The sequence below is a fragment of the Dysgonomonas sp. UBA7710 genome (assembly GCF_002482385.1).
Lineage (GTDB): Bacteria > Bacteroidota > Bacteroidia > Bacteroidales > Dysgonomonadaceae > Dysgonomonas.
In genome coordinates, this window is the sequence record NZ_DLFW01000041.1 from 167,437 (window position 1) to 186,252 (window position 18,816).

Annotated in this window: 14 protein-coding genes; 9 read left to right on the forward strand and 5 right to left on the reverse strand. The window is 38.7% G+C overall.

What is annotated here, in order from left to right; all coding sequences use genetic code 11:
- Positions 1 to 501: 501 nt before the first annotated feature.
- From B3317_RS13125 to B3317_RS13165, 9 genes are all read left to right on the forward strand, one after another.
- Positions 502 to 858, forward strand: a complete 357-nt coding sequence (locus tag B3317_RS13125) for a hypothetical protein (protein ID WP_291112325.1) — start codon at positions 502 to 504, stop codon at positions 856 to 858.
- A gap of 241 nt (positions 859 to 1,099) precedes the next feature.
- The gene (locus B3317_RS13130) at positions 1,100 to 2,209 is read left to right on the forward strand and encodes a hypothetical protein (protein ID WP_291112326.1); all 1,110 of its coding nucleotides are present in this window, start codon (positions 1,100 to 1,102) and stop codon (positions 2,207 to 2,209) included.
- Positions 2,210 to 2,311: 102 nt separating this feature from the next.
- On the forward strand, positions 2,312 to 3,202 hold the full coding sequence (locus B3317_RS13135) for a FimB/Mfa2 family fimbrial subunit (RefSeq protein ID WP_291112328.1): 891 nt from the start codon (positions 2,312 to 2,314) through the stop codon (positions 3,200 to 3,202).
- 15 nt (positions 3,203 to 3,217) lie between these two features.
- Positions 3,218 to 5,128 (forward strand): FISUMP domain-containing protein, encoded by a 1,911-nt coding sequence (locus B3317_RS13140; RefSeq protein WP_291112329.1) that lies wholly within the window; start codon positions 3,218 to 3,220, stop codon positions 5,126 to 5,128.
- 42 nt (positions 5,129 to 5,170) lie between these two features.
- Positions 5,171 to 7,327 carry a hypothetical protein gene (locus B3317_RS13145; protein ID WP_291112330.1) on the forward strand — a complete coding sequence of 719 codons (2,157 nt, stop codon included), beginning with the start codon at positions 5,171 to 5,173 and terminating at the stop codon, positions 7,325 to 7,327.
- Between the two features lie 9 nt (positions 7,328 to 7,336).
- Positions 7,337 to 8,260, forward strand: coding sequence for a peroxiredoxin family protein (locus B3317_RS13150; protein ID WP_291112331.1), 924 nt, complete (start codon positions 7,337 to 7,339; stop codon positions 8,258 to 8,260).
- A gap of 154 nt (positions 8,261 to 8,414) precedes the next feature.
- On the forward strand, positions 8,415 to 9,539 hold the full coding sequence (locus B3317_RS13155; protein WP_291112333.1) for a clostripain-related cysteine peptidase: 1,125 nt from the start codon (positions 8,415 to 8,417) through the stop codon (positions 9,537 to 9,539).
- Between the two features lie 56 nt (positions 9,540 to 9,595).
- Positions 9,596 to 10,171 carry a DUF3575 domain-containing protein gene (locus B3317_RS13160; protein ID WP_291112335.1) on the forward strand — a complete coding sequence of 192 codons (576 nt, stop codon included), beginning with the start codon at positions 9,596 to 9,598 and terminating at the stop codon, positions 10,169 to 10,171.
- A 12-nt stretch (positions 10,172 to 10,183) separates the two neighbouring features.
- Positions 10,184 to 12,475 (forward strand): hypothetical protein, encoded by a 2,292-nt coding sequence (locus B3317_RS13165; protein ID WP_291112337.1) that lies wholly within the window; start codon positions 10,184 to 10,186, stop codon positions 12,473 to 12,475.
- 76 nt (positions 12,476 to 12,551) lie between these two features.
- On the opposite strand, the gene B3317_RS13170 is transcribed toward B3317_RS13165, so the two are convergent.
- The 5 genes from B3317_RS13170 to B3317_RS13190 all read right to left on the reverse strand — a co-directional run bounded on the left by B3317_RS13170 (position 12,552) and on the right by B3317_RS13190 (position 18,816).
- Positions 12,552 to 13,148: a nitroreductase family protein gene (locus B3317_RS13170; protein WP_291112339.1), complete on the reverse strand. Its 597-nt coding sequence runs from the start codon at positions 13,146 to 13,148 to the stop codon at positions 12,552 to 12,554.
- Between the two features lie 101 nt (positions 13,149 to 13,249).
- A complete protein-coding gene (locus tag B3317_RS13175; protein ID WP_291112341.1) occupies positions 13,250 to 14,059 on the reverse strand; it encodes a DUF4249 domain-containing protein in 810 nt (269 codons plus the stop codon).
- 19 nt (positions 14,060 to 14,078) lie between these two features.
- Positions 14,079 to 16,427, reverse strand: a complete 2,349-nt coding sequence (locus B3317_RS13180; RefSeq protein WP_291112343.1) for a TonB-dependent receptor — start codon at positions 16,425 to 16,427, stop codon at positions 14,079 to 14,081.
- A 285-nt stretch (positions 16,428 to 16,712) separates the two neighbouring features.
- On the reverse strand, positions 16,713 to 17,459 hold the full coding sequence (locus tag B3317_RS13185) for a hypothetical protein (protein WP_291112345.1): 747 nt from the start codon (positions 17,457 to 17,459) through the stop codon (positions 16,713 to 16,715).
- A gap of 259 nt (positions 17,460 to 17,718) precedes the next feature.
- A complete protein-coding gene (locus B3317_RS13190) occupies positions 17,719 to 18,816 on the reverse strand; it encodes an ROK family protein (protein WP_291112347.1) in 1,098 nt (365 codons plus the stop codon).

Below are 18,816 nucleotides of genomic sequence, written 5' to 3' on the forward strand. Positions count from 1 at the left end.
TTTATTTATAGAAGAAGCCTGCTCCTATATTTTTTATATTAGTGTCCGCAAATATATTAATTTTTTTAATATAAACTTGACACCCGTTTTCATTAATAAAAAAATACCGGCCGTATATTTTGAAACAAATTCACCTCTGACCAAAAGTATTTGCGTTTTTTTATTTATTTGAAATACAATCTAAAAATAACTATTAGTAAGCTATACAATCATTCCACCACCCTGACGGATTTATGTAGATCAATTACAAACAATAAGCAATTCAATAAAGTAACAAATTGAAACAAAAATGTATTTTTTAAAATTTTAATCTATATTAAGCAAAATTAATACAAGTTTCAAAAAAGGTAATTTCTATGTAATTCTAGGCAAGTTTGAATAACAAAACAGATAAAAAGTCCAACTACTTTTGTAATTGTTCAATGAGAGACATGATAGCAATGCCTGCACTTCCTGATTTGTTAAATAGATTCGAACTCCAATTATAAAGAAAAAATAATTATGATTTCACAGATTATCCAAAAAGATAAACTTATAAAGAAAGGAGAATATCTGCATATCGACCTACAGATAAAAATGCCGCCTTTTTACATAGCAGAGAATGAATATATGACACTGATACCTCTGTTGGCTGTAGGTGAATATAAAAAAGAACTCCCTTATTTTCTGATTAACGGAAAAAGCCGGCACAAAGGCTATAAACAAATGGTACGTTCGATAGGAAAAAAAACTGTTACTTCCATTTATAATATATATAAAGCAATCAATGGAAGTAAACCATTAAATTGCACATATTCAGTGCAAATCGAGTACGAAAACTGGATGGACGAAGCCAAAATACAAATGGTATTGCAATAACGGATCTTTCTGGTTAGAATTCGACAGATATAATTGCATAGCCCAAAATGCATTTATAATCCTAATAAAGAGTATTTGAGAATTGCGGAAAAATAGTGGATGGCAATATACTCTTTAACTAAAATCACCCACGTAAAAAGGATAATCTGCATAGATATATTATTCTACGGTCAGACCTGATGTCATTTAAAAATATTCTGATAACACAATTAATTTATTATTTATTAAAAAACAATTGAAAATGAAATTTAAGTATGTAATGATTACAGCTGCTACTCTCCTATTCGGTTTTGCGAGTTGTGGTAGTGATGAAGTTGTCCCGGCAGACACCGGAGAACCGAAAAACGTAACAGTCAAAATCGTGAAGCCAACAACGTATGCAGAAGAAGAAACTGCGATCGATGTGGCTCCGGATATTTATGATGCAGAAGTATTCTTTATCGGTGGTGGAAATATACTGAAAAGAGGCTCTATGGACGATAGCGAAGTTGGATTCCCTGTTAAGCAGTTTACAGATGTCCCTGCGGCTGCTACAGAAATTATTATAGTTGGTAATAGTACCACCTTAATGTCTCCGGCATTGCCAACCACTATAACTACCAAGGCCCAGCTAGAAGCTGTAATGTTTGAGCATGGTGTACAAACTCATGCAGAAACTGCGGTCAACTTGTTAGGCTCTGGTACTATTACCGGAACTGGGGATGCAGCTGTAAATGTTCCCGTACGTGCAGCTATTTCCCGCATCGAAATCGGTGAAATAAAAGCTAAAACGGCCAGTGCGGAACTGCCTCTGGTAGATTTTAAATTAACTGGAATTTATATCAATAATACTTATACAAAAGTCAGCCTGAACTATGCAGATGTTCCAACTCTCGCAACAGATATTCTGCAATACGGGGCGAATGCTACAGCATTTACAGACGGATCATATCCGGTACGCTTCAAAGATGAATGGGCAAATGCCAGCGTAACTGCCGATGCATCTTTCAAGCCGCTTAATCCTCTACACAAATGGGCATACTTCATTATGCCGCCTGCTGCCGGGAATGGTACCACTATTGACGCCGAAGTTCAAACATCTGTACCTCATATTGTTGCAAAATTAGAAGATGTAACAACAACCAGTGGTAACCTCGGGTTTTCTCCTGCTTATTTGACAATAACAAAATTGATAGATAGCAATACAACTCTTGAACTGACTCATCTCGAAGCCGGAAAAGTATATAAAATCACATCTATCGATATAGATGGAAAAGATTTAAGCCCAAAACCGGAAACCGGAGCCAGAAACGTTACTGTGACCGTTCAGGTACAAGCATGGGTAGGTGTAGATGTTGAACCTGCTCTATAATCTAAAATAGGCGCACTAGACTTAATTATAATTCATGCAGGCAGGCTTTTCTGCCCGCTTGCATGGATTTTTAAAAAACGAGGAAATTTAAATAGAAAATAAATGAAACTGTTGAAAGCTCTGCCTGTATTTATTCTATCTATATTCTTATCCGGATGTATAGGCGACAATATGGACGACTGTCCTCCTCTGAAGAATGTTATTTTACATTTCAACTATCCCAGTTTCCCGGATCATGTAAACCGGGTGAATATTGGTATTTTTGATAAAGATGGGGCACACGTTCTCAATCAACAGATTGACAAGGAAGATCTAAATATATTCCAAGGAACATATTTAACACTCAATACAGGAGAGTACACTGCTATTTGCTGGGGCAATGCTTTTGATGATACACGTATTACCTGTTTCAATCCTAATTCATTTATGCACGATGGGGAAGTTTCACATCCCAACTATGGTACAGCTCTGCAAATACCGACACATGATTCGTTATATTACGGAAAACATAATTTCACGGTTACATCCAGAGACAGAGTTGAACATACTGTTTATTTCAAACCTTCACACATCAAAATATATGTATATGTAAAAGGTCTGGCAGCATTATCTACAGACCTCTTACCTGCACACTATCCGGTAGTAAGGATAAACAATCTCAACCCTACCTGCAATTTCGACATGCAAACGGCAGGAACAGGCACAACTTACTATCCTGATATAAATATAGATAGTACAGAAAAAATGGCTATCGCACGATGCAACGCTTTGCGATTTGAAAATGACAATCCTATAACGATAGAACTTTTGGACAATGCTATCGGAAACAACATATTATGTACAGTGGGACTCCGTAAATTTATGGAAGATAATTCTATTACTGTTCAGGAAGGCGAAGAACTGACTATTCCTATACTGATTCTGTTCAAAAATGGAAATGTAACGATAGAACTTCTTAAATGGGAAGAAGTACCTGTTGAACCAGAAATTTAATATAACAGATTAATGATGAAAAAAATATTATCCTATATCATATTAATCCTCTTTATTCTGGGATTTTCCTGCCAAGACAATGACAAATCAAATGACATTGTAGATGAGGGAAATATGAAAACTGTTACGCTCTCATTGAAACTACCCGGAGATATGCGTAAAAACGCCTCTTCCGGTACCAAGTCGATGACGGAAGAACAGGAACAGGAAGTAACAACAATTGATGTCCTTGCTTTTATGAATGATGGTAGTGGAAATTATCTGTATGCATACAAGTCGAAAGGGGAGAACATATCCCTGCATGACGGAGAGGGCACATTCAAAGTAACTCTTGCCGAATATTATAAATCCCAGGCTTTAATTATATTAGCGAATGCGTCTGACGAATTAAGCACGGTTAATATTGCATTGAACGATAATATAAATTCTGTCCTTCCCCTTCTGGTAACCTCCAGCGATACGGAATGGGATGCAAACAACAACAATTCAGGTATATTACGCAATATTCCGATGTATTGCAAAACAGCCCCTGCTATTATCAGTAATACAACCTCGAATTTAGGTACTTTCGACCTGACAAGAATGCTGGCCAGACTGGATGTAAGAACAAAGACCGGCATCGCTAATTTCCAATTGGTAAATGCATGCATATTTAATCGTAAAAACAAAGGATACATAGCTTACAAAGATTACTACTGGGACGGAGCAAAAGTAATGATGGCGGATGTACCTGAAGATGCCACAACAACAAAGTTGAACAATATCCTATATAGTACAGATGCCTCTCATCAGATTATACAAAGTATATATACATTCGAAACTAAAGGAGCGGAAACCCGGAGCGAGGCTACAACCATTATTATCGGCGGCTATTATGATTATCCGGCTAATGCGTCAAAAGTGACATATTACCGGATAGACATTCCGACAACATCTATCAGGGACTTTAGTGGGGATATTCTCCGAAACCATCTTTATGATATTGAGATACAATCTGTAGATGACGAAGGCGCGGAAACACCCGAAAATGCTTTTGATGGGGAAATAAAAATAACCGCTACAATTACTCCATGGAATCTCGCCAGGCAAAATGTAATATTCGAAGGCCAGTATAATCTGACATTGGACAAAGCTTCTATTGATTTCAAAAATCATATTGGAGACCAGGAGATAGAAATAAGTACGACCCATCCGTCGGGAATAAGTATAAGCCCTATTACATACACTAATGAAAACGTGACAGGATGGCTCGAGATAGCACAGGTAAGCGCCAACAAATGGAAAATATCTACTAATGACGACAACTATCAGGCAAAGAGACAGGCACAAATAACTGTAACTGCCGGTAATATGAATTATGTGGTAAAACTGTCCCAGAAAGGCTGTGGTGATAACGGAACAGCCGAATTAATGGAAATAACCGAAAACAGTGCCTATTATACTCATTTGTATAACGGAAAATGCTGGATGGTTGAAAATTCAAGAGAAGAAAAACTGTTAAGTGGAAACGAACCCGGCTATGCTTCTGATAAATATGGAGATGGAGGCACAATTATAGGCCCTGTACCGGGAACGGAGAATCATCAGCACTACTATACATGGGGACAGGCAACCCTTGCTGACAACGCATGTCCGCAAGGATGGCATCTGCCTACAATAGCGGAATTCAATACACTTATCAGTGCAATTACAGCGCAACCTTCCACTCTGGGTAAGTTCTGGATCGGAACCAATTATAATAACAGTATGTCCGGTTATTATATTAACGCCAATAATGAATGGCACGACTGGAATATTAAAGGATATTGGTGGTGTTCCTCAAATGACAATAATCCTTACTATTATACAGGTAACGCCAATAACATGTATGGCCCTGTACTGACCGACGGAAACAACTGGCTCTCGGTACGTTGTGTAAAAGATTAATATTCAATTCTATCATAATGACGATTTACATTCATATAGAAAATGAAAAATAAAATATATAACATAAAGAATATAAATAAGCTGACCTACTTGCTGTTAATCTCTACGTTGCCTCTGATTATCTCTTGCCGTAACGAAGAGACTAACATTGAGCCGGATGATACGTCAAAGCATGCCATAAACTTTACATTAAACATTCCGGGGCTGAATCTGCCATCTACATATTCTATGGATGGTACTAAAGAAAATGAAGTGAATGAAGTCGACGTATTTATTTTTAAAGTAAATAATTCGGGAGACCAGACTTTTATCTATCATAAAAAAGCGACAAATATTAAAAATGGGAGTGGCACTGCTAAATTTCATACTGTAATAGAGGAAGATACCGATTGCAATATACTACTGGTAGCAAATGCACGGGCACAAGTCGATAATATTTTAGGTTCGCTCACAACCGGTATATCTACAAAGGTCGATGTACTAAATCTATTGGAATACTCCTACGAAAACAAATGGGAGGCGGATGGTAATGGTATTTACAGAAATATACCCATGATAGCCGAAACAGGCAAGATAAATATAACAATAGGAATGCATATAACAAATGTATCCTTAGTCAGAATGCTGGCCCGTATAGATGTTAAGGTAAACGCAGCTGTTGCTCCGGCTACATTCGAATTATCCAACATCTATCTATGCAATTATAATACCAACGGGCGCATTGCATCCATATGGAATGCTCTGGGCGAATTATCTTCCGCAGCAGCAACCAGCCCTAATCTTCCTGCTTCCACCGGAAGAAAATCCGGTGCGGAAAATGCAATAAAATATGAAGCGAACGGATCGGCCGGATTCAGCGGTGAAATATATACATTCGAGGCAAATGCTGCCAGTGACAACAACGGGTATGACCACAGCGACCGTAAAGATGCAACCTGCCTGATTATCGAAGGAAAATATAACGGAGCAAATGAAGCTTCTTTCTACCGGGTCGATTTCACATATCCTGAAGCTGCTACAGGAATCGAAAAGGGAGATTATATGCCTCTATTGCGTAATTACAGATATGAAGTAGAAATAAATGGCGTTACAGGAAGCGGACTTCCGTCTATTGAGGAAGCTCTGGCATCATATATGGTTCATTCTAACCTGGATATTATACCTATAGTATATGATGAGGGCCTCATTAAAGATATTGTTTTTAACGGACGATATATGCTTGGTGTAGATATAGGGGAATTTTTGTCGTACTCGGGTAGAAATCTCAATGGAACTGAAGAAGCCTCAAAACTGGTAATCAATACCAATGAACCGGAAGGTTGGAAAATAAAAATCACTGATAAAAATGGTAAAGCAGATCCCGATTGGCTGAAAGTAACCAACAAACAAGGAAATACAGGCACTACCCAGATAGGTTTGATTGTAAATACCACCGCAGCGGATAAAGCAGAAATTGGATATCTGGATATCTTAGCCGGAAATCTGATAAAGAGAATAACTTATTATAGTGTTGATCCTCTCTTCGAATTTAAAGATCTGACAGACGGAGCAACTATCGACTTTGGAGCGGCAGATCAAAGCCTGATTTACAATGTAAGATTCAGAACCAATGCGCGTTGGAAATATTCTGCATCGGATAATACAAATAACAATGCCTTTCCAAACACAATTTTAAGCATGTCGCATCCATTAGAAGCTCCGTATAATGTCGGGGGAACTTCAGCCCAGATAGCAGACATAACGTTTCACTTTATGCCGTCGATAGACGATACTCCTGTTGCAGGTACAAAGTTTTCCACAACACTGACATTCTCTACAAGCTATACCGGTGATTCAGGAAACGATGTTGTGAGAACTCTCACATTCAAGAGAACGGTTCCTGCATATGTCGGCTTGTTCAGCATGGAACCGAATGATATAGATTTACCATCAGCTGGTTCTGTAGTAAAGATTACGGCCACAGCTAACGTAGCATGGAGCGGAATAGCAAGATATGCAGACAATAGTATGCTTGCATCTACCGGTTCCACAACTGTTCCTGCTACCCCGAAAAGCTCCGGCTTTTCAAACGTTACGGTACGCGAGAATCTCGAATCTTCTGCCCGTGTCATTAATTTCTATATTAAATATACCGATACCAATGGTGTACAACATGAGTCGTATGTAGGTCAGTTGATACAGAAAAAAGCAGGGCAATAAATATAATAGATGAAAAGAAATATACCATATCGAATATCAGCATATATATGCATAATAGTATTACTATCGGCTATCTCGTGTTCCCATAACCAATCCCGGTCATATGAGAATTACACTGAAATAGAGAATAGATACTACCATCTGAAATCCGCAAATACAGATGCAGAAAAGGAAGGCCTGAAGGCATATGTATGCGATACTTTAAACTTCACCGAGTTGTATGATTCCCCGTTATGGGATCAGTTTATTGAAGACTGGATAAGCCTGTTCCGTAAAAATCCGGCCCAAGCGTTTCCGACTGAAGAATTTACACATATTTCCAAGAGAATACTTGATCGTGTTGCGATAGAAAACCCTGAAATTATCGAGCCTTTAGTCCACACATCAACAGAAATCTTAATTGGCATAGGTCAGAAGAAAATAGCCGCTTGTATCGTAGCATATTCCAATGGGATAAATATAAGAGCGAACGACGATAGCGAGATAGCCATGAGGCTACTCACAGCAATGATGCTCCCCGGCACAAAAGCTCCCGCCCTTATAGGACTGAAACGGGCCGGAAACAAGGAGAAGCTAATCATTTTCTACGATAGCAATTGCTCCGACTGCAAATCATTATTGTCAAATATAAGCGACAGATATAAAGAATTATCGGAGAAAGGAATAGATGTAATCAGTTTATCGGCAGACACCGACAAAACACTATATACGAAATATGCTAAAAACTTTCCATGGAAAAATAAACTGTGTGATTACCAATCATTCAGCAGCGGGAATTTTAAGAATTACGGAGTAGCGGCAGTTCCCACCATGTATTTGATCGGTTCTGACGGACTAGTTGTAGACCGGTTCGATACATTGGAAGAAACCGATCTGCTTAATAAAGAATCTGATATAAAAATAATAAACAATGAGAAAAAAGCCCTTCGCTAATACTATGATTCATAAAAATTTGTCTTCATCCACATATTGGAAACACCGAAGTTGAAGATATGTGTAGTTTTGTAAAGTCTGAAATCCTGTGAGTCGGGAGATTCGCAGGATTTATTAAAAAAGGAAATTAATCTCTTCTAAAACAATAATATCAATGACGGTTGGCAGTAAAATATTCAAATCAGCGATAATCATATTGACAGCAATACTATCCGTATCCTGTATATATGATGAGGATATACACCCTGTGAACAGGGTAATACTCGTCTATCTGGGGGGAGATAATAGTTTGTCTGACGAAGTATATGAAAAGATAGAAGCTATCCGTGTAGGCTGGGACAAAGAAAATAAAGGTAAACTATTGATCTATAATGACCCTTCCGGTGCTTCTCCGCAACTGATAGAAATATGCACATGCCATAAAGGGAATCCGATAAAAGAAATTATCCATACATATGGCGAAGAAAACTCTGCAGACAGCAAGGTATTCGGCCGTGTTATTAATGAAGTGAGAACAATATACCCTGCATCATCATATGGTCTCATCCTATTTTCTCATGCCTCAGGATGGCTGCCTCAGGAGACATTGAAAAATCCCAAATCTATATTAATAGATAATAAGCGGGAAATGGATATCACCGATTTTGCCGATGCTATACCTGAAAATTACTTCGATTTCATAATCTTCGAGGCCTGCTTTATGGCCGGTATTGAAGTAGCATATGAGCTCAAGGACAAAGCAGATTATATACTGGTTTCTTCTGCCGAAATAGTCTCCCCGGGTTTTACCGAGATTTATAAACAATCGGCCATAAGCTATCTGTATGAGTCTCCTGTCAACCTGAAAGGATTTGCACAATCGGCATTTAATTATTTCAACTCACAATCAGGATTTCTCAATTCTGCTACACTGAGTATAATAAAAACATCTGAACTGGATGCTTTGGGTAATATTATAAAAAAGAATTACAATAGAGACAATACTGTCGATATAAATACAATCCAGCATTTCGACAGATATACATACCACCTCTTCTTTGATTTCGAAGATTATTTTTCATCATATCTGCAAACCGATATGCAAAGGCAGGAACTATCCGAGGCTATTAATTCCTGCATTATCTATAAAGCTGCTACCTTTCTATTCATGGATGGATATAATGGTTTTGAAATAAAAAAACACTCGGGATTAACCACGTATATCCAACAAGAACAATTCCCGTATCTAAATACAGAATATCAAAAGCTAAAATGGTATAAGAAGATTTCAGAAAATTGATTAATCAAAGGTAAATATCCGAAATGTAAGGAAAACCAAAAAATATAAGAGATAAAATGATAAAGAGGTTGTTAAATACACGAAGTTTAAAAATCGTGTTGTTTGGGACGATACTGTTACTCGGCACAATGAACAAAGCAAGTGCTCAATTTTATTCCGTTAAAACTGATATACTGGGCCTGGCTACCACTACATTGAATGTTGAGGGCTCGGCCGTTGTGAGTAACCAATGGACTCTACATCTACATGTACAATATAATCCATGGACATTTCCGGACAATAAAAAAATGAAAAATCTGACATTCCTGCCGGGTACACGTTACTGGTTCAACGAGACCTACAGTTATAGTTATTTTATAGGCTTCAATGCAATTATCAGCAGGTACAATGTCGGAGGATTATTCGGTAGTGATTACCGCTACGACGGAATGGGTTACGGAGGAGGAGTATCATTCGGATTTTCAAAACCTATCCAAAGGCGGTGGAATCTGGAGTTCGAGCTAGGTATAGGTGGTGTATATTCCAATTACGATAAATATCCTTGCATAAAATGTGGGGAGAAAATAGACGAAGGGTCAGGATTCTTTCTGTCCCCGAATAAGGCTGCGATAAGTTTGGTTTATTTATTCTGATATAAAGGATTTATGAAAAGAGAAGATTGTAAAAGGACAGAGAATAATGTTGAGAAAAAGAGGAACGCGACAAATGCTATAAAACCGCTAAAATCTTTAGTTTACAGCATATTGACAGTAAGTTCAATTTCGCTGACTGTAATGTCGTGCCGTTCGGATAAAATAATGACAGAAGCACTTTACATGCAATACAAAAATGTGAAGTTGGAGCTACCACCGGGAGACGAAATAGGAGACTCTTTCTCTTCAGGAGGAATGCTCTCCGAAGTCGTTAACTATACAAATAAAGAAAATGGTGCGAGTAATGAAGCAACGTATAGTACCACAAACAAGTTGGATGCAAATACAGTCTACCGGTTAAATGAAGTGGTGGTAACTTCGCGTTCAAGTTTCACACCCGAACGGGACGGCCGGGTATCGGTTAATTTCCTTGTACGGGTTCCTAAAGAATTAATTTCACCGAACTGGAGTATTATACTCACTCCACAACTATTGCATAACGATTCAGTAGTACCATTAAAAGATTTAATTATAAAAGGTGAAGATTTCTACAGTAAGCAACAAAGCGGTTATGAAGCCTATGACAAATATCTGGCATCTATTGTCGACAAAAAAGATTATGACAGTATATTCCTCGACAAACAGGGCATAGCCAAAGATATATATGACCGTCAGAGCCTCTATCTCGGCCTCTATAAATCCGAATGGAACGACATGATGGATTATCAGAAATGGAAAAAGATGATGGAAGGCCGTTATATGACATTCAATGTAAAACAGGAAGCTAACCGTCTTGCCTTATGGCATAAATATCAGAGAGAGGCGGAATTTCTTAAAGTGAAGAATCTGGCTACAGATAAAGACACGACAGGTATAAGTGCAAGCTACAATAAAAAATTTGAAAAACGGGCAGGATTACTCCCTCAATACAGATTAAAACGGGAAATCAAAGAAAAATCAGTACCCCGGAAATTCAAAGAAGTACATGCCGAAGGTCACACTGTTGAAGATATCAAGAGTCATTCAGTGAGTGAAAGAGATTCTGTTGATATATCGAAGCACCGTTATTTCTATGACAAGATTATAGAAAATGAGATGAAAGACAGTCTCAAGAACTATAAATTCAGAGAATTGGTACCCTATGAAATCCGTAAGGATGTCAAGCTGGATAGTATAGCTGATACTGGTTCAGATTTTGTATATCTCTACAATCACGAATATCCTGTCAGTGCAGGCCTGAAAAAAATTCGCATCACGATGAAAGGGCATGCACGCGCAATAGATGAGAGCGGATATACTTTCCCCAGAATGGATACGCTCACATACCTGATATCATCTATAGACCAGCTAATAGATACAACATTAACTATAAAAAAGACCAAATTGTATCGTAATATGTATAGCCTCCTGACTATTTATCCAAAATTTGCAACAGGCAAGGCTGTATTCAATGTGCGTCACGAAAACAATAGGATGCAAATCGATACACTTATGAGTACCTATAATGTTTTCACTAAAGAGAAAGGCTTGGATATGGATAGCGTGGTAATGACTGCCTCTACTGCTCTTGACGGATCTTTCGACAACAATGCATATCTGAGTAAACAACGTGTGGAAGCGGTCAAAGACCATTTAAAGAAAACATATGGAGGCGGTATAGATGTAGAGAATATTTTCAAGATACGATATATCGGAGAAGACTGGAACGGATTAGTAAGACTGCTCCAAAAAAGAGATGATATTGAACACAAAGGCGAAATACTACATATGATCTCCAATGCCACATTCCCTGATGCTTGTGAAGAAGAAATCAAAAAGCAATATAAAGAAGATTATAGAATCATACGTGATTCTATTTATCCTAAACTGCATAAAGTGGAATTGGCATTCAATATGAGCCGTCCGGGAATGGTTTCTACAGATTCTATACAAAGTGAATTCCGAAGCGAATATTATGAAGGATTGCGTTTACTGAAAAACCGTCAATACTGGGAAGCTCTGGAAATACTGGCAAACTATCCCGATTATAATACAGCGCTATGCTTCACGAGTATGGGATATAACGACAGAGCCTACAACCTGCTGGTACAGTTAGAGCAGACAGCTAATGTGAACTACCTTTTAGCTATCGTCTGTTACCGTCTGAATAAGAAAGAACTGGCTGTAGAATACTTATTAAAGGCCTGTGAACTGGATAATTCCAAAATATACAGGGCTCCACGGGATATGGAAACCAAAAGCCTGATAAATACATATAAATTAAAACCTAAGTTGGATAAGATAGAAGCTGACGCTGCTATTTAGGTCTGGTTGTTGAAGACGACAGAAAATCCAAAAAGAAAAACTCTATAAATATTTGATTTATAGAGTTTTTGTATAATTACCATTTATTCATATGTATCTTTTTCTCATCATATTTATCTTTCACACTTTGTGGTCCCATCGGATAACCTACCGGAATGACCACTAATGGTAATATTTGAGAAGGTAATTCTATATTTTTGCTTACAGTTCCCATCCGGTCAGGATAAGGATAAGCAGCCGTCCATACCGCACCTAAGTCTAATGCTTCAGCTGTCAGCAAAATGTTTTGTGTCGCAGCGGAACAATCCAGATACCAGTAAGAGGATTTCGTTGTATCACCACAGACTACAATAGCCACAGGAGCCTGGGAAAGCATTTTAGCTGTCGGCAACTCTTCGGCCAGCCTGTTCAGGATATTCCTGTCGTTTATAACAACAAATTCCCACGGACGTGTATCTTTTCCCGAAGGCGCAGCCATCCCTGATTTAATAAGTGTTTGAATATCTTCGTCCGACACAGGCCTGTCTTTTATAAAACTTCGGACACTCTTTCTTCCATGTATAACCGAGAGCATCGTTTCCTTCTTTGAAATTTTGCCATTATCCGATCCGTTACAACCTGAAAATAGCATAACTGTTATAAATGTACAGAGTAATACAGATTTACTTTTCATATTTATTTTATTGAATTAATAAAGCCGGTGGTTCCACAAAACCACCGACAATATATAAATTATTTTTTTAACTATTTTCTAATCGGATAATATATGGCTAATTACTCCTCCCATTTTGCAATTATAGACATCCGGTCGTAAGAGTATGCGCTAAAGATACCCAAAGCTCCCCCTTTGATATTTGTTGTAGGATTGTTCAGGGAATTTTCAGCCTGACTCAGATTTTCGAAAAACGTATAAGACGGCTTATCCACACTCTGAAATTCAATCAACAACTCGTCATTCTGCTTAATAGGATCATCGTCGTCATTCGCTGAAAATACTGTAAGTGGCATGTGCATATCGCTGCCATCGGTATTTTCAGTGTTTATCACAATCTCACCGACATCTGCCCGCTGTTTACCATTTATGTACACCAGGCAACGGTAATACTCGTTCTCTTTCCCGATCGGGTCTGTGAAATGCACCACGGGTAAGCCATAGTCCATAGCTAAAATCTTAGTTATTGTGAGCGAATCTAATTTTACCTGCTTCGGCATCCTCGACACAGCTGTATATTCTTTACCTTCATAGTTTACGGATAAGCTGTATGTCCTCCCCTCTTCTCCTTTCATTTTCTGGGCTACATACCATCCGGTATTATCCTGCTCCAGTATATCCGAATTCCCGGCATCGTCCGATATTTTGACAATGGCGCCTTTCAGGAACGGATAACCGCTATTATCACCAAAATCTAACGTTTGGCTTACGCGTACCATCGCCAGCGTGTTTTGCGGAACCATCCCTTCAATTACTATACGCGGAGGTACCGTACGGAGATCTACATCAATTTCTTTTTCGCAGGAATAGGCTGTAAAGATTAATAATACTATTGCAGCCGTCAATTTACATATTTTGAATATATTGGTCATAATGTCTTATTAATTGGAGTTAAAACTTAAAATTCCATGTAATTGAAGGAACGAACCTGAATAATGAATACTGATAGGCCGATGTCTTGCTTGTATCGTCATTATTGGTACGGAAACGAATCATATAAGCATTTTCTCTTCCATAAGCATTATAAAGGCTGAATGCCAGCTCCGATTCGAATTTCGAGGTCTTTTTCAACAGGCAGGTCGCCCCCAGATCCAGACGGTGATAGTCCGGCATACGGTAACCGTTTCTTTCGGCGTAATACATCACATCTTTCCCGTTTATCTGATATTTACCGCTCGGGTAAGTAATTGCATTACCTGTATAATATACCCACGCGGCAGACAACGTCCATTTGCGGTTCAGTTCGTAAACGCCCACGATAGAGAGGTCATGTGTCCTGTCCTGATAAGCATTATACCATTTATCTTCATTTATTCCATCAATCTTTTTCTCCGATTTGGATAATGTATAACCAACCCATCCGGTAAGTCGTCCCAATTTCTTTTTAAACATCAGTTCAAGACCGTAAGCGCGCCCTTTACCATACAGCAGCTCAGTCTCTACCGCATTATATGTCTGAAAGTTAGCATTATCTTTATAATCTATCTGGTTCCGCATATCTTTATAATAAGTCTCTACACTAAATTCGAACATATTATTAGAAAAATTACGGAAATAGCCTATGGAAACCTGGTCGGCGACCTGCGGCTTAATATTATTCGAACTCGATGTCCAACGGTCGAACGGCGTACCCTGTGCCGCGTAAGTCAGTAAATGCATATTCTGGACTGTACGTGCATAAGCAGCCTTTACTGATGATACTTTGTTGAGTTTGTACGCAGCCGACAGACGGGGTTCAAGATTCACATAAGTCTTAACTACTTTACCGCCTTTATACCACACACTGTCGGTCACATTATTCTCTTCATCCAGATTATAAAATTCACCCTTACCCAACGCCATAAATGCAGATAAGCGCAGACCATAAATAACTTCCAGTTTATCTGAGAGTTTTATTTCATTAGAGGCATATATTGCATTCTCCGAAGAATAACGGTGAAGCAGGTTCAATGAATTATTTTGCTCGGCATTCAGTTCATAATCACCGGGACCTATATCGTGATAAGTTGAACTTAACCCCATTTTCCACAGGTTGTTTTTATTGGGCTGAAAAATAAACTCCTGCCTTACTCCGTAATCTTTTATCTTTGCTCTACCATTCATATCCATCCCTATTTCCATTCCGAAATAGTAATTGTACTGATTGTAAAACACTGATGTACCGGAGTTCCATTTGTTATTGATAACCCTGTTCCATTTCAGATTCCCGAACATATTGCCCCAGTTGATTTCAGCAGCATCTTTCAACACCATTTTATCCCTTCCCAGATATCCGGAAAAAGAAAGCTGATCTTTATCCGATAAACTAAAATGCACTTTAGCATTCAGGTCATAAAAATAGAGATAAGCATTTTGCGCATCTTTAGCGCCCGACAAACGGGCCATAGCATCGGCATAGGTGCGTCTGGCCCCAATGAGGAATGATGATTTGCCTTTCTGAATGGGGCCTTCAACATTCAGCTTGGATGAAATAAGCCCGATACCTCCCGATACATGGTAATCCTGATTGTCGCCGTTACGTTGCTGCACATCGAGTACCGAAGCCAAACGCTCCCCATATGGGGATGGCATAGCACCTTTATATAAGGTTACATCACGAAGCACATCTGAATTGAAGGTAGAAAAGAACCCCATCAAATGCGATGCATTATATAAAGGTACATTATCCAACAGTATCATATTCTGGTCGGCGCTACCTCCCCGTACATAAAAGCCTGAGCTTCCTTCTCCTGCACCCTGTACACCGGGTGTAAGCTGGATCGTTTTAATAATATCGCGTTCCCCCAATAGTACAGGCAATTTATTTATTTTCTCTATTTCGAGTCGCTCCACACCTGTTTGCGGCGATGAAACATTGGCGTCGGCACGTTCACCCGAAACAACTATCTCTTTTAATCCGATAGCAGATTGCTTAAGTTCTATTTCCTGACGCATATCTTTAGAGAGAGAAATTTCAATTTCTTTTTTCTCGTAACCTATGTACTCTATCTGTAATGTATAATTACCTTTGGGAAGAGTCAATATATAGTCTCCTTTCTCGTCGGAAGCAACACCCCGCCCCTGATTATTTTTCACGATTATAGGAACTCCGATCAGCGATTCTTTCGTCCGTGAATCGTAAACTACTCCTTTTATTTTATAAGTCTGGGCATTTGTGAAATTTGAAAATAAAAAGAAGAAAATCAGCCCAAAGAAAAAAACAAATCGCCCTCTTTGGGTTGAGTTAAAATGTAATGTCATACGTTAATTAGTTTAATATTAGTACCTAAATTACTTCATAGGTTAAAATTACCTCTTCAATCACCTATAAACAACGATAAATCGACGAATTAATTTTATTTCCCGACGAACAATTTAGAATTATCTGTTAAATTTTTGCTTTCAGCAGGAAACAGAAAACAGCGATCAGTTGACAAGTAAACGAGATACGAGATACAAGATTAAAACTTGTCTACTGGTTTACTCGTCCACTTGTATCTGTTTTTGTTAAAACCTGACACATCTGACACTTTTGTCAGTTAACAGTTAGCAGTCATCAGTTAACAGTTGTGACGCACCTGCTGGCGCAGACGGCCCGTCTGTGTGTTGCGTAGCAAACATTTTTGCCCTGTCAACAAGACACGGACTGGAAGTCCGCACCAGCGGGGTGTTTTTCTTCTTTTTATGTTCGGCTTTTCTTTTTTGGGAAGAAGTCAGTACTTTCATCTCCCTTTCCATATGTTCGTTTTTCGGAGGATACTCCGTGATTGCCTCCGCACAGGTTTCCAATATTTCTTCTATCGTTTTTTGCTGCATGCCATTATCTGTTCCTTCTGTTTTTTCCAAAATCCCGGATTCATCCTTCATTGTGCATTCTTTAGCGGCTTTCTCCTCCCCTTGCGAAGACCGGGAGAGGACATTCTTCCTATCCTGCCTTTCCAGCAACATCTTTATTGTTCTCAGGTCGGGCGGACATTCTTTTTTTGTAATTGTCTTTTGCTTAAAGACAAGTTCACCTGTATGTTCACCGGGGACATAAATATCTTTTTCTACCGTTGTGTAATAACCTTCGAGCTTCTTTTTCAGCGATGCATGCACCATCATCATCAGTTCGGCCTCACGGCGTGTTACCGCCTGTTCCACTTCGCTACGAAAATCGTCTCTGGTATTCATCCAGCTGTAAAAGGTCTCCCTGCTGATACTTACCGCCTTGCATACCTGCGATACGGTAAAAAACTCCTCTTCAATCAGGTTTACAATCTTTTCTGTCAGTTCTGTTCCATATTTTGCCATAATGTTTTTGCAGTATAGATAAACGGGGTTTTTATTTATACAGAATTTTAACATTTTAGAAGTAATTAATGCGAATCGGTACGACACAGATTCCCCTCTGCCGGCAAAGGGGCGGATTTGCGATCTGCGCCAAAGTTCAATGGCCGCACGGATTAAAGGTATAAAACCAGGTAAAATAAAATATACCATGACAATAAACATATCATGGTATACTTTAAAAAAAACCGGAAACCTAAACCTATCTCTTTTTTCTCAAATTTTAATTATCCAGTTGTTGCAACGCGTATGCATAAGCTCCATACATAACTGCTTCGCTGGTTCCTATATGTGATATAATTATACCTGTTTTTTTCGATTTATTATAATGAACCAGTTCGTCGCTTCCGGGAACTTTCACCTGTACATCTTCGTTTTGTAAAAACTTACTTCTATCCTCTTCATCCATCAGATTATATATAGCCATCTGTGTTTTGGAGAAAGAAGCTCCTCCGAACATTCTTATATTTCCCCGTAATTCTTTCATTATGCCATTAAGTATATATTTTGAAGCTCCTGTAAGTCCACCGCCGATAACAAGGATACCGTCTACAATAGTAAGGACATAGGTCATCACATCACCTATCATTTCACCCATCTCCTCGAAACTTCTGATAGCCGCTTCACGATTGCCGGAGATATTCCCTTCTGCTATGTCATATATATCTTTAGGTGTAAGACCTGTACTATCCTGCCCCGACAATTCCTGATAAACCCTCTTGACAGCGCGTATACTTACACTCTCTTCGACGATATATTCCGGATATTTTTTGTTCTTCATTATCCATACATCGCCGCCACATCCGTTATCTCCGGTCAGGAGTACCTTATTTATAACTACTCCCGCACCAAAACCTGTTCCTAATGTTGCACCTAATAAGTTTGAATAACGTTTTGGATTTCCGGCATTTCCCAGCCAGTAATTAACCATCGGTAATGCTCCATGCAATGCTTCGCCATATGCAAATAAATTCCCATCGTTATTGATATATACCGGTATTTTGAATTTATTGTGAAGATACGGGCCTAACGCGACACCATTACGGAAAGCGTTAAAGTTGGGTAAGTCTCCTATTATTCCATTCTTATAATCGGCCGGCCCCGGAAACGCAAAACTTATCGCCACAGGTTCGGCTTCCAGTCCTGCCTTTATCGTTTCAAAGCCATGCACCAGCAGTTCCAGGCATTTATCCAAATTATCAGAAACAGCAGGTAAAACAAGATGCTCTCCAACTTCTTTATATGCCTGAACAGCAGAGAACACAAAATTCGTTCCTCCTGCATCGAGTGTTAATACTATCCGTTGATCGTTAATATACAT

Bases quoted from the DNA above. Each gene is read 5' to 3' on its own strand.
- B3317_RS13125 (WP_291112325.1), top strand. From the start codon at position 502: ATGATTTCACAGATTATCCAAAAAGATAAACTTATAAAGAAAGGAGAA.
- B3317_RS13130 (WP_291112326.1), top strand. From the start codon at position 1,100: ATGAAATTTAAGTATGTAATGATTACAGCTGCTACTCTCCTATTCGGT.
- B3317_RS13135 (WP_291112328.1), top strand. From the start codon at position 2,312: ATGAAACTGTTGAAAGCTCTGCCTGTATTTATTCTATCTATATTCTTA.
- B3317_RS13140 (WP_291112329.1), top strand. From the start codon at position 3,218: ATGAAAAAAATATTATCCTATATCATATTAATCCTCTTTATTCTGGGA.
- B3317_RS13145 (WP_291112330.1), top strand. From the start codon at position 5,171: ATGAAAAATAAAATATATAACATAAAGAATATAAATAAGCTGACCTAC.
- B3317_RS13150 (WP_291112331.1), top strand. From the start codon at position 7,337: ATGAAAAGAAATATACCATATCGAATATCAGCATATATATGCATAATA.
- B3317_RS13155 (WP_291112333.1), top strand. From the start codon at position 8,415: ATGACGGTTGGCAGTAAAATATTCAAATCAGCGATAATCATATTGACA.
- B3317_RS13160 (WP_291112335.1), top strand. From the start codon at position 9,596: ATGATAAAGAGGTTGTTAAATACACGAAGTTTAAAAATCGTGTTGTTT.
- B3317_RS13165 (WP_291112337.1), top strand. From the start codon at position 10,184: ATGAAAAGAGAAGATTGTAAAAGGACAGAGAATAATGTTGAGAAAAAG.
- B3317_RS13170 (WP_291112339.1), bottom strand. From the start codon at position 13,148: ATGAAAAGTAAATCTGTATTACTCTGTACATTTATAACAGTTATGCTA.
- B3317_RS13175 (WP_291112341.1), bottom strand. From the start codon at position 14,059: ATGACCAATATATTCAAAATATGTAAATTGACGGCTGCAATAGTATTA.
- B3317_RS13180 (WP_291112343.1), bottom strand. From the start codon at position 16,427: ATGACATTACATTTTAACTCAACCCAAAGAGGGCGATTTGTTTTTTTC.
- B3317_RS13185 (WP_291112345.1), bottom strand. From the start codon at position 17,459: ATGGCAAAATATGGAACAGAACTGACAGAAAAGATTGTAAACCTGATT.
- B3317_RS13190 (WP_291112347.1), bottom strand. From the start codon at position 18,816: ATGTATATTAACGATCAACGGATAGTATTAACACTCGATGCAGGAGGA.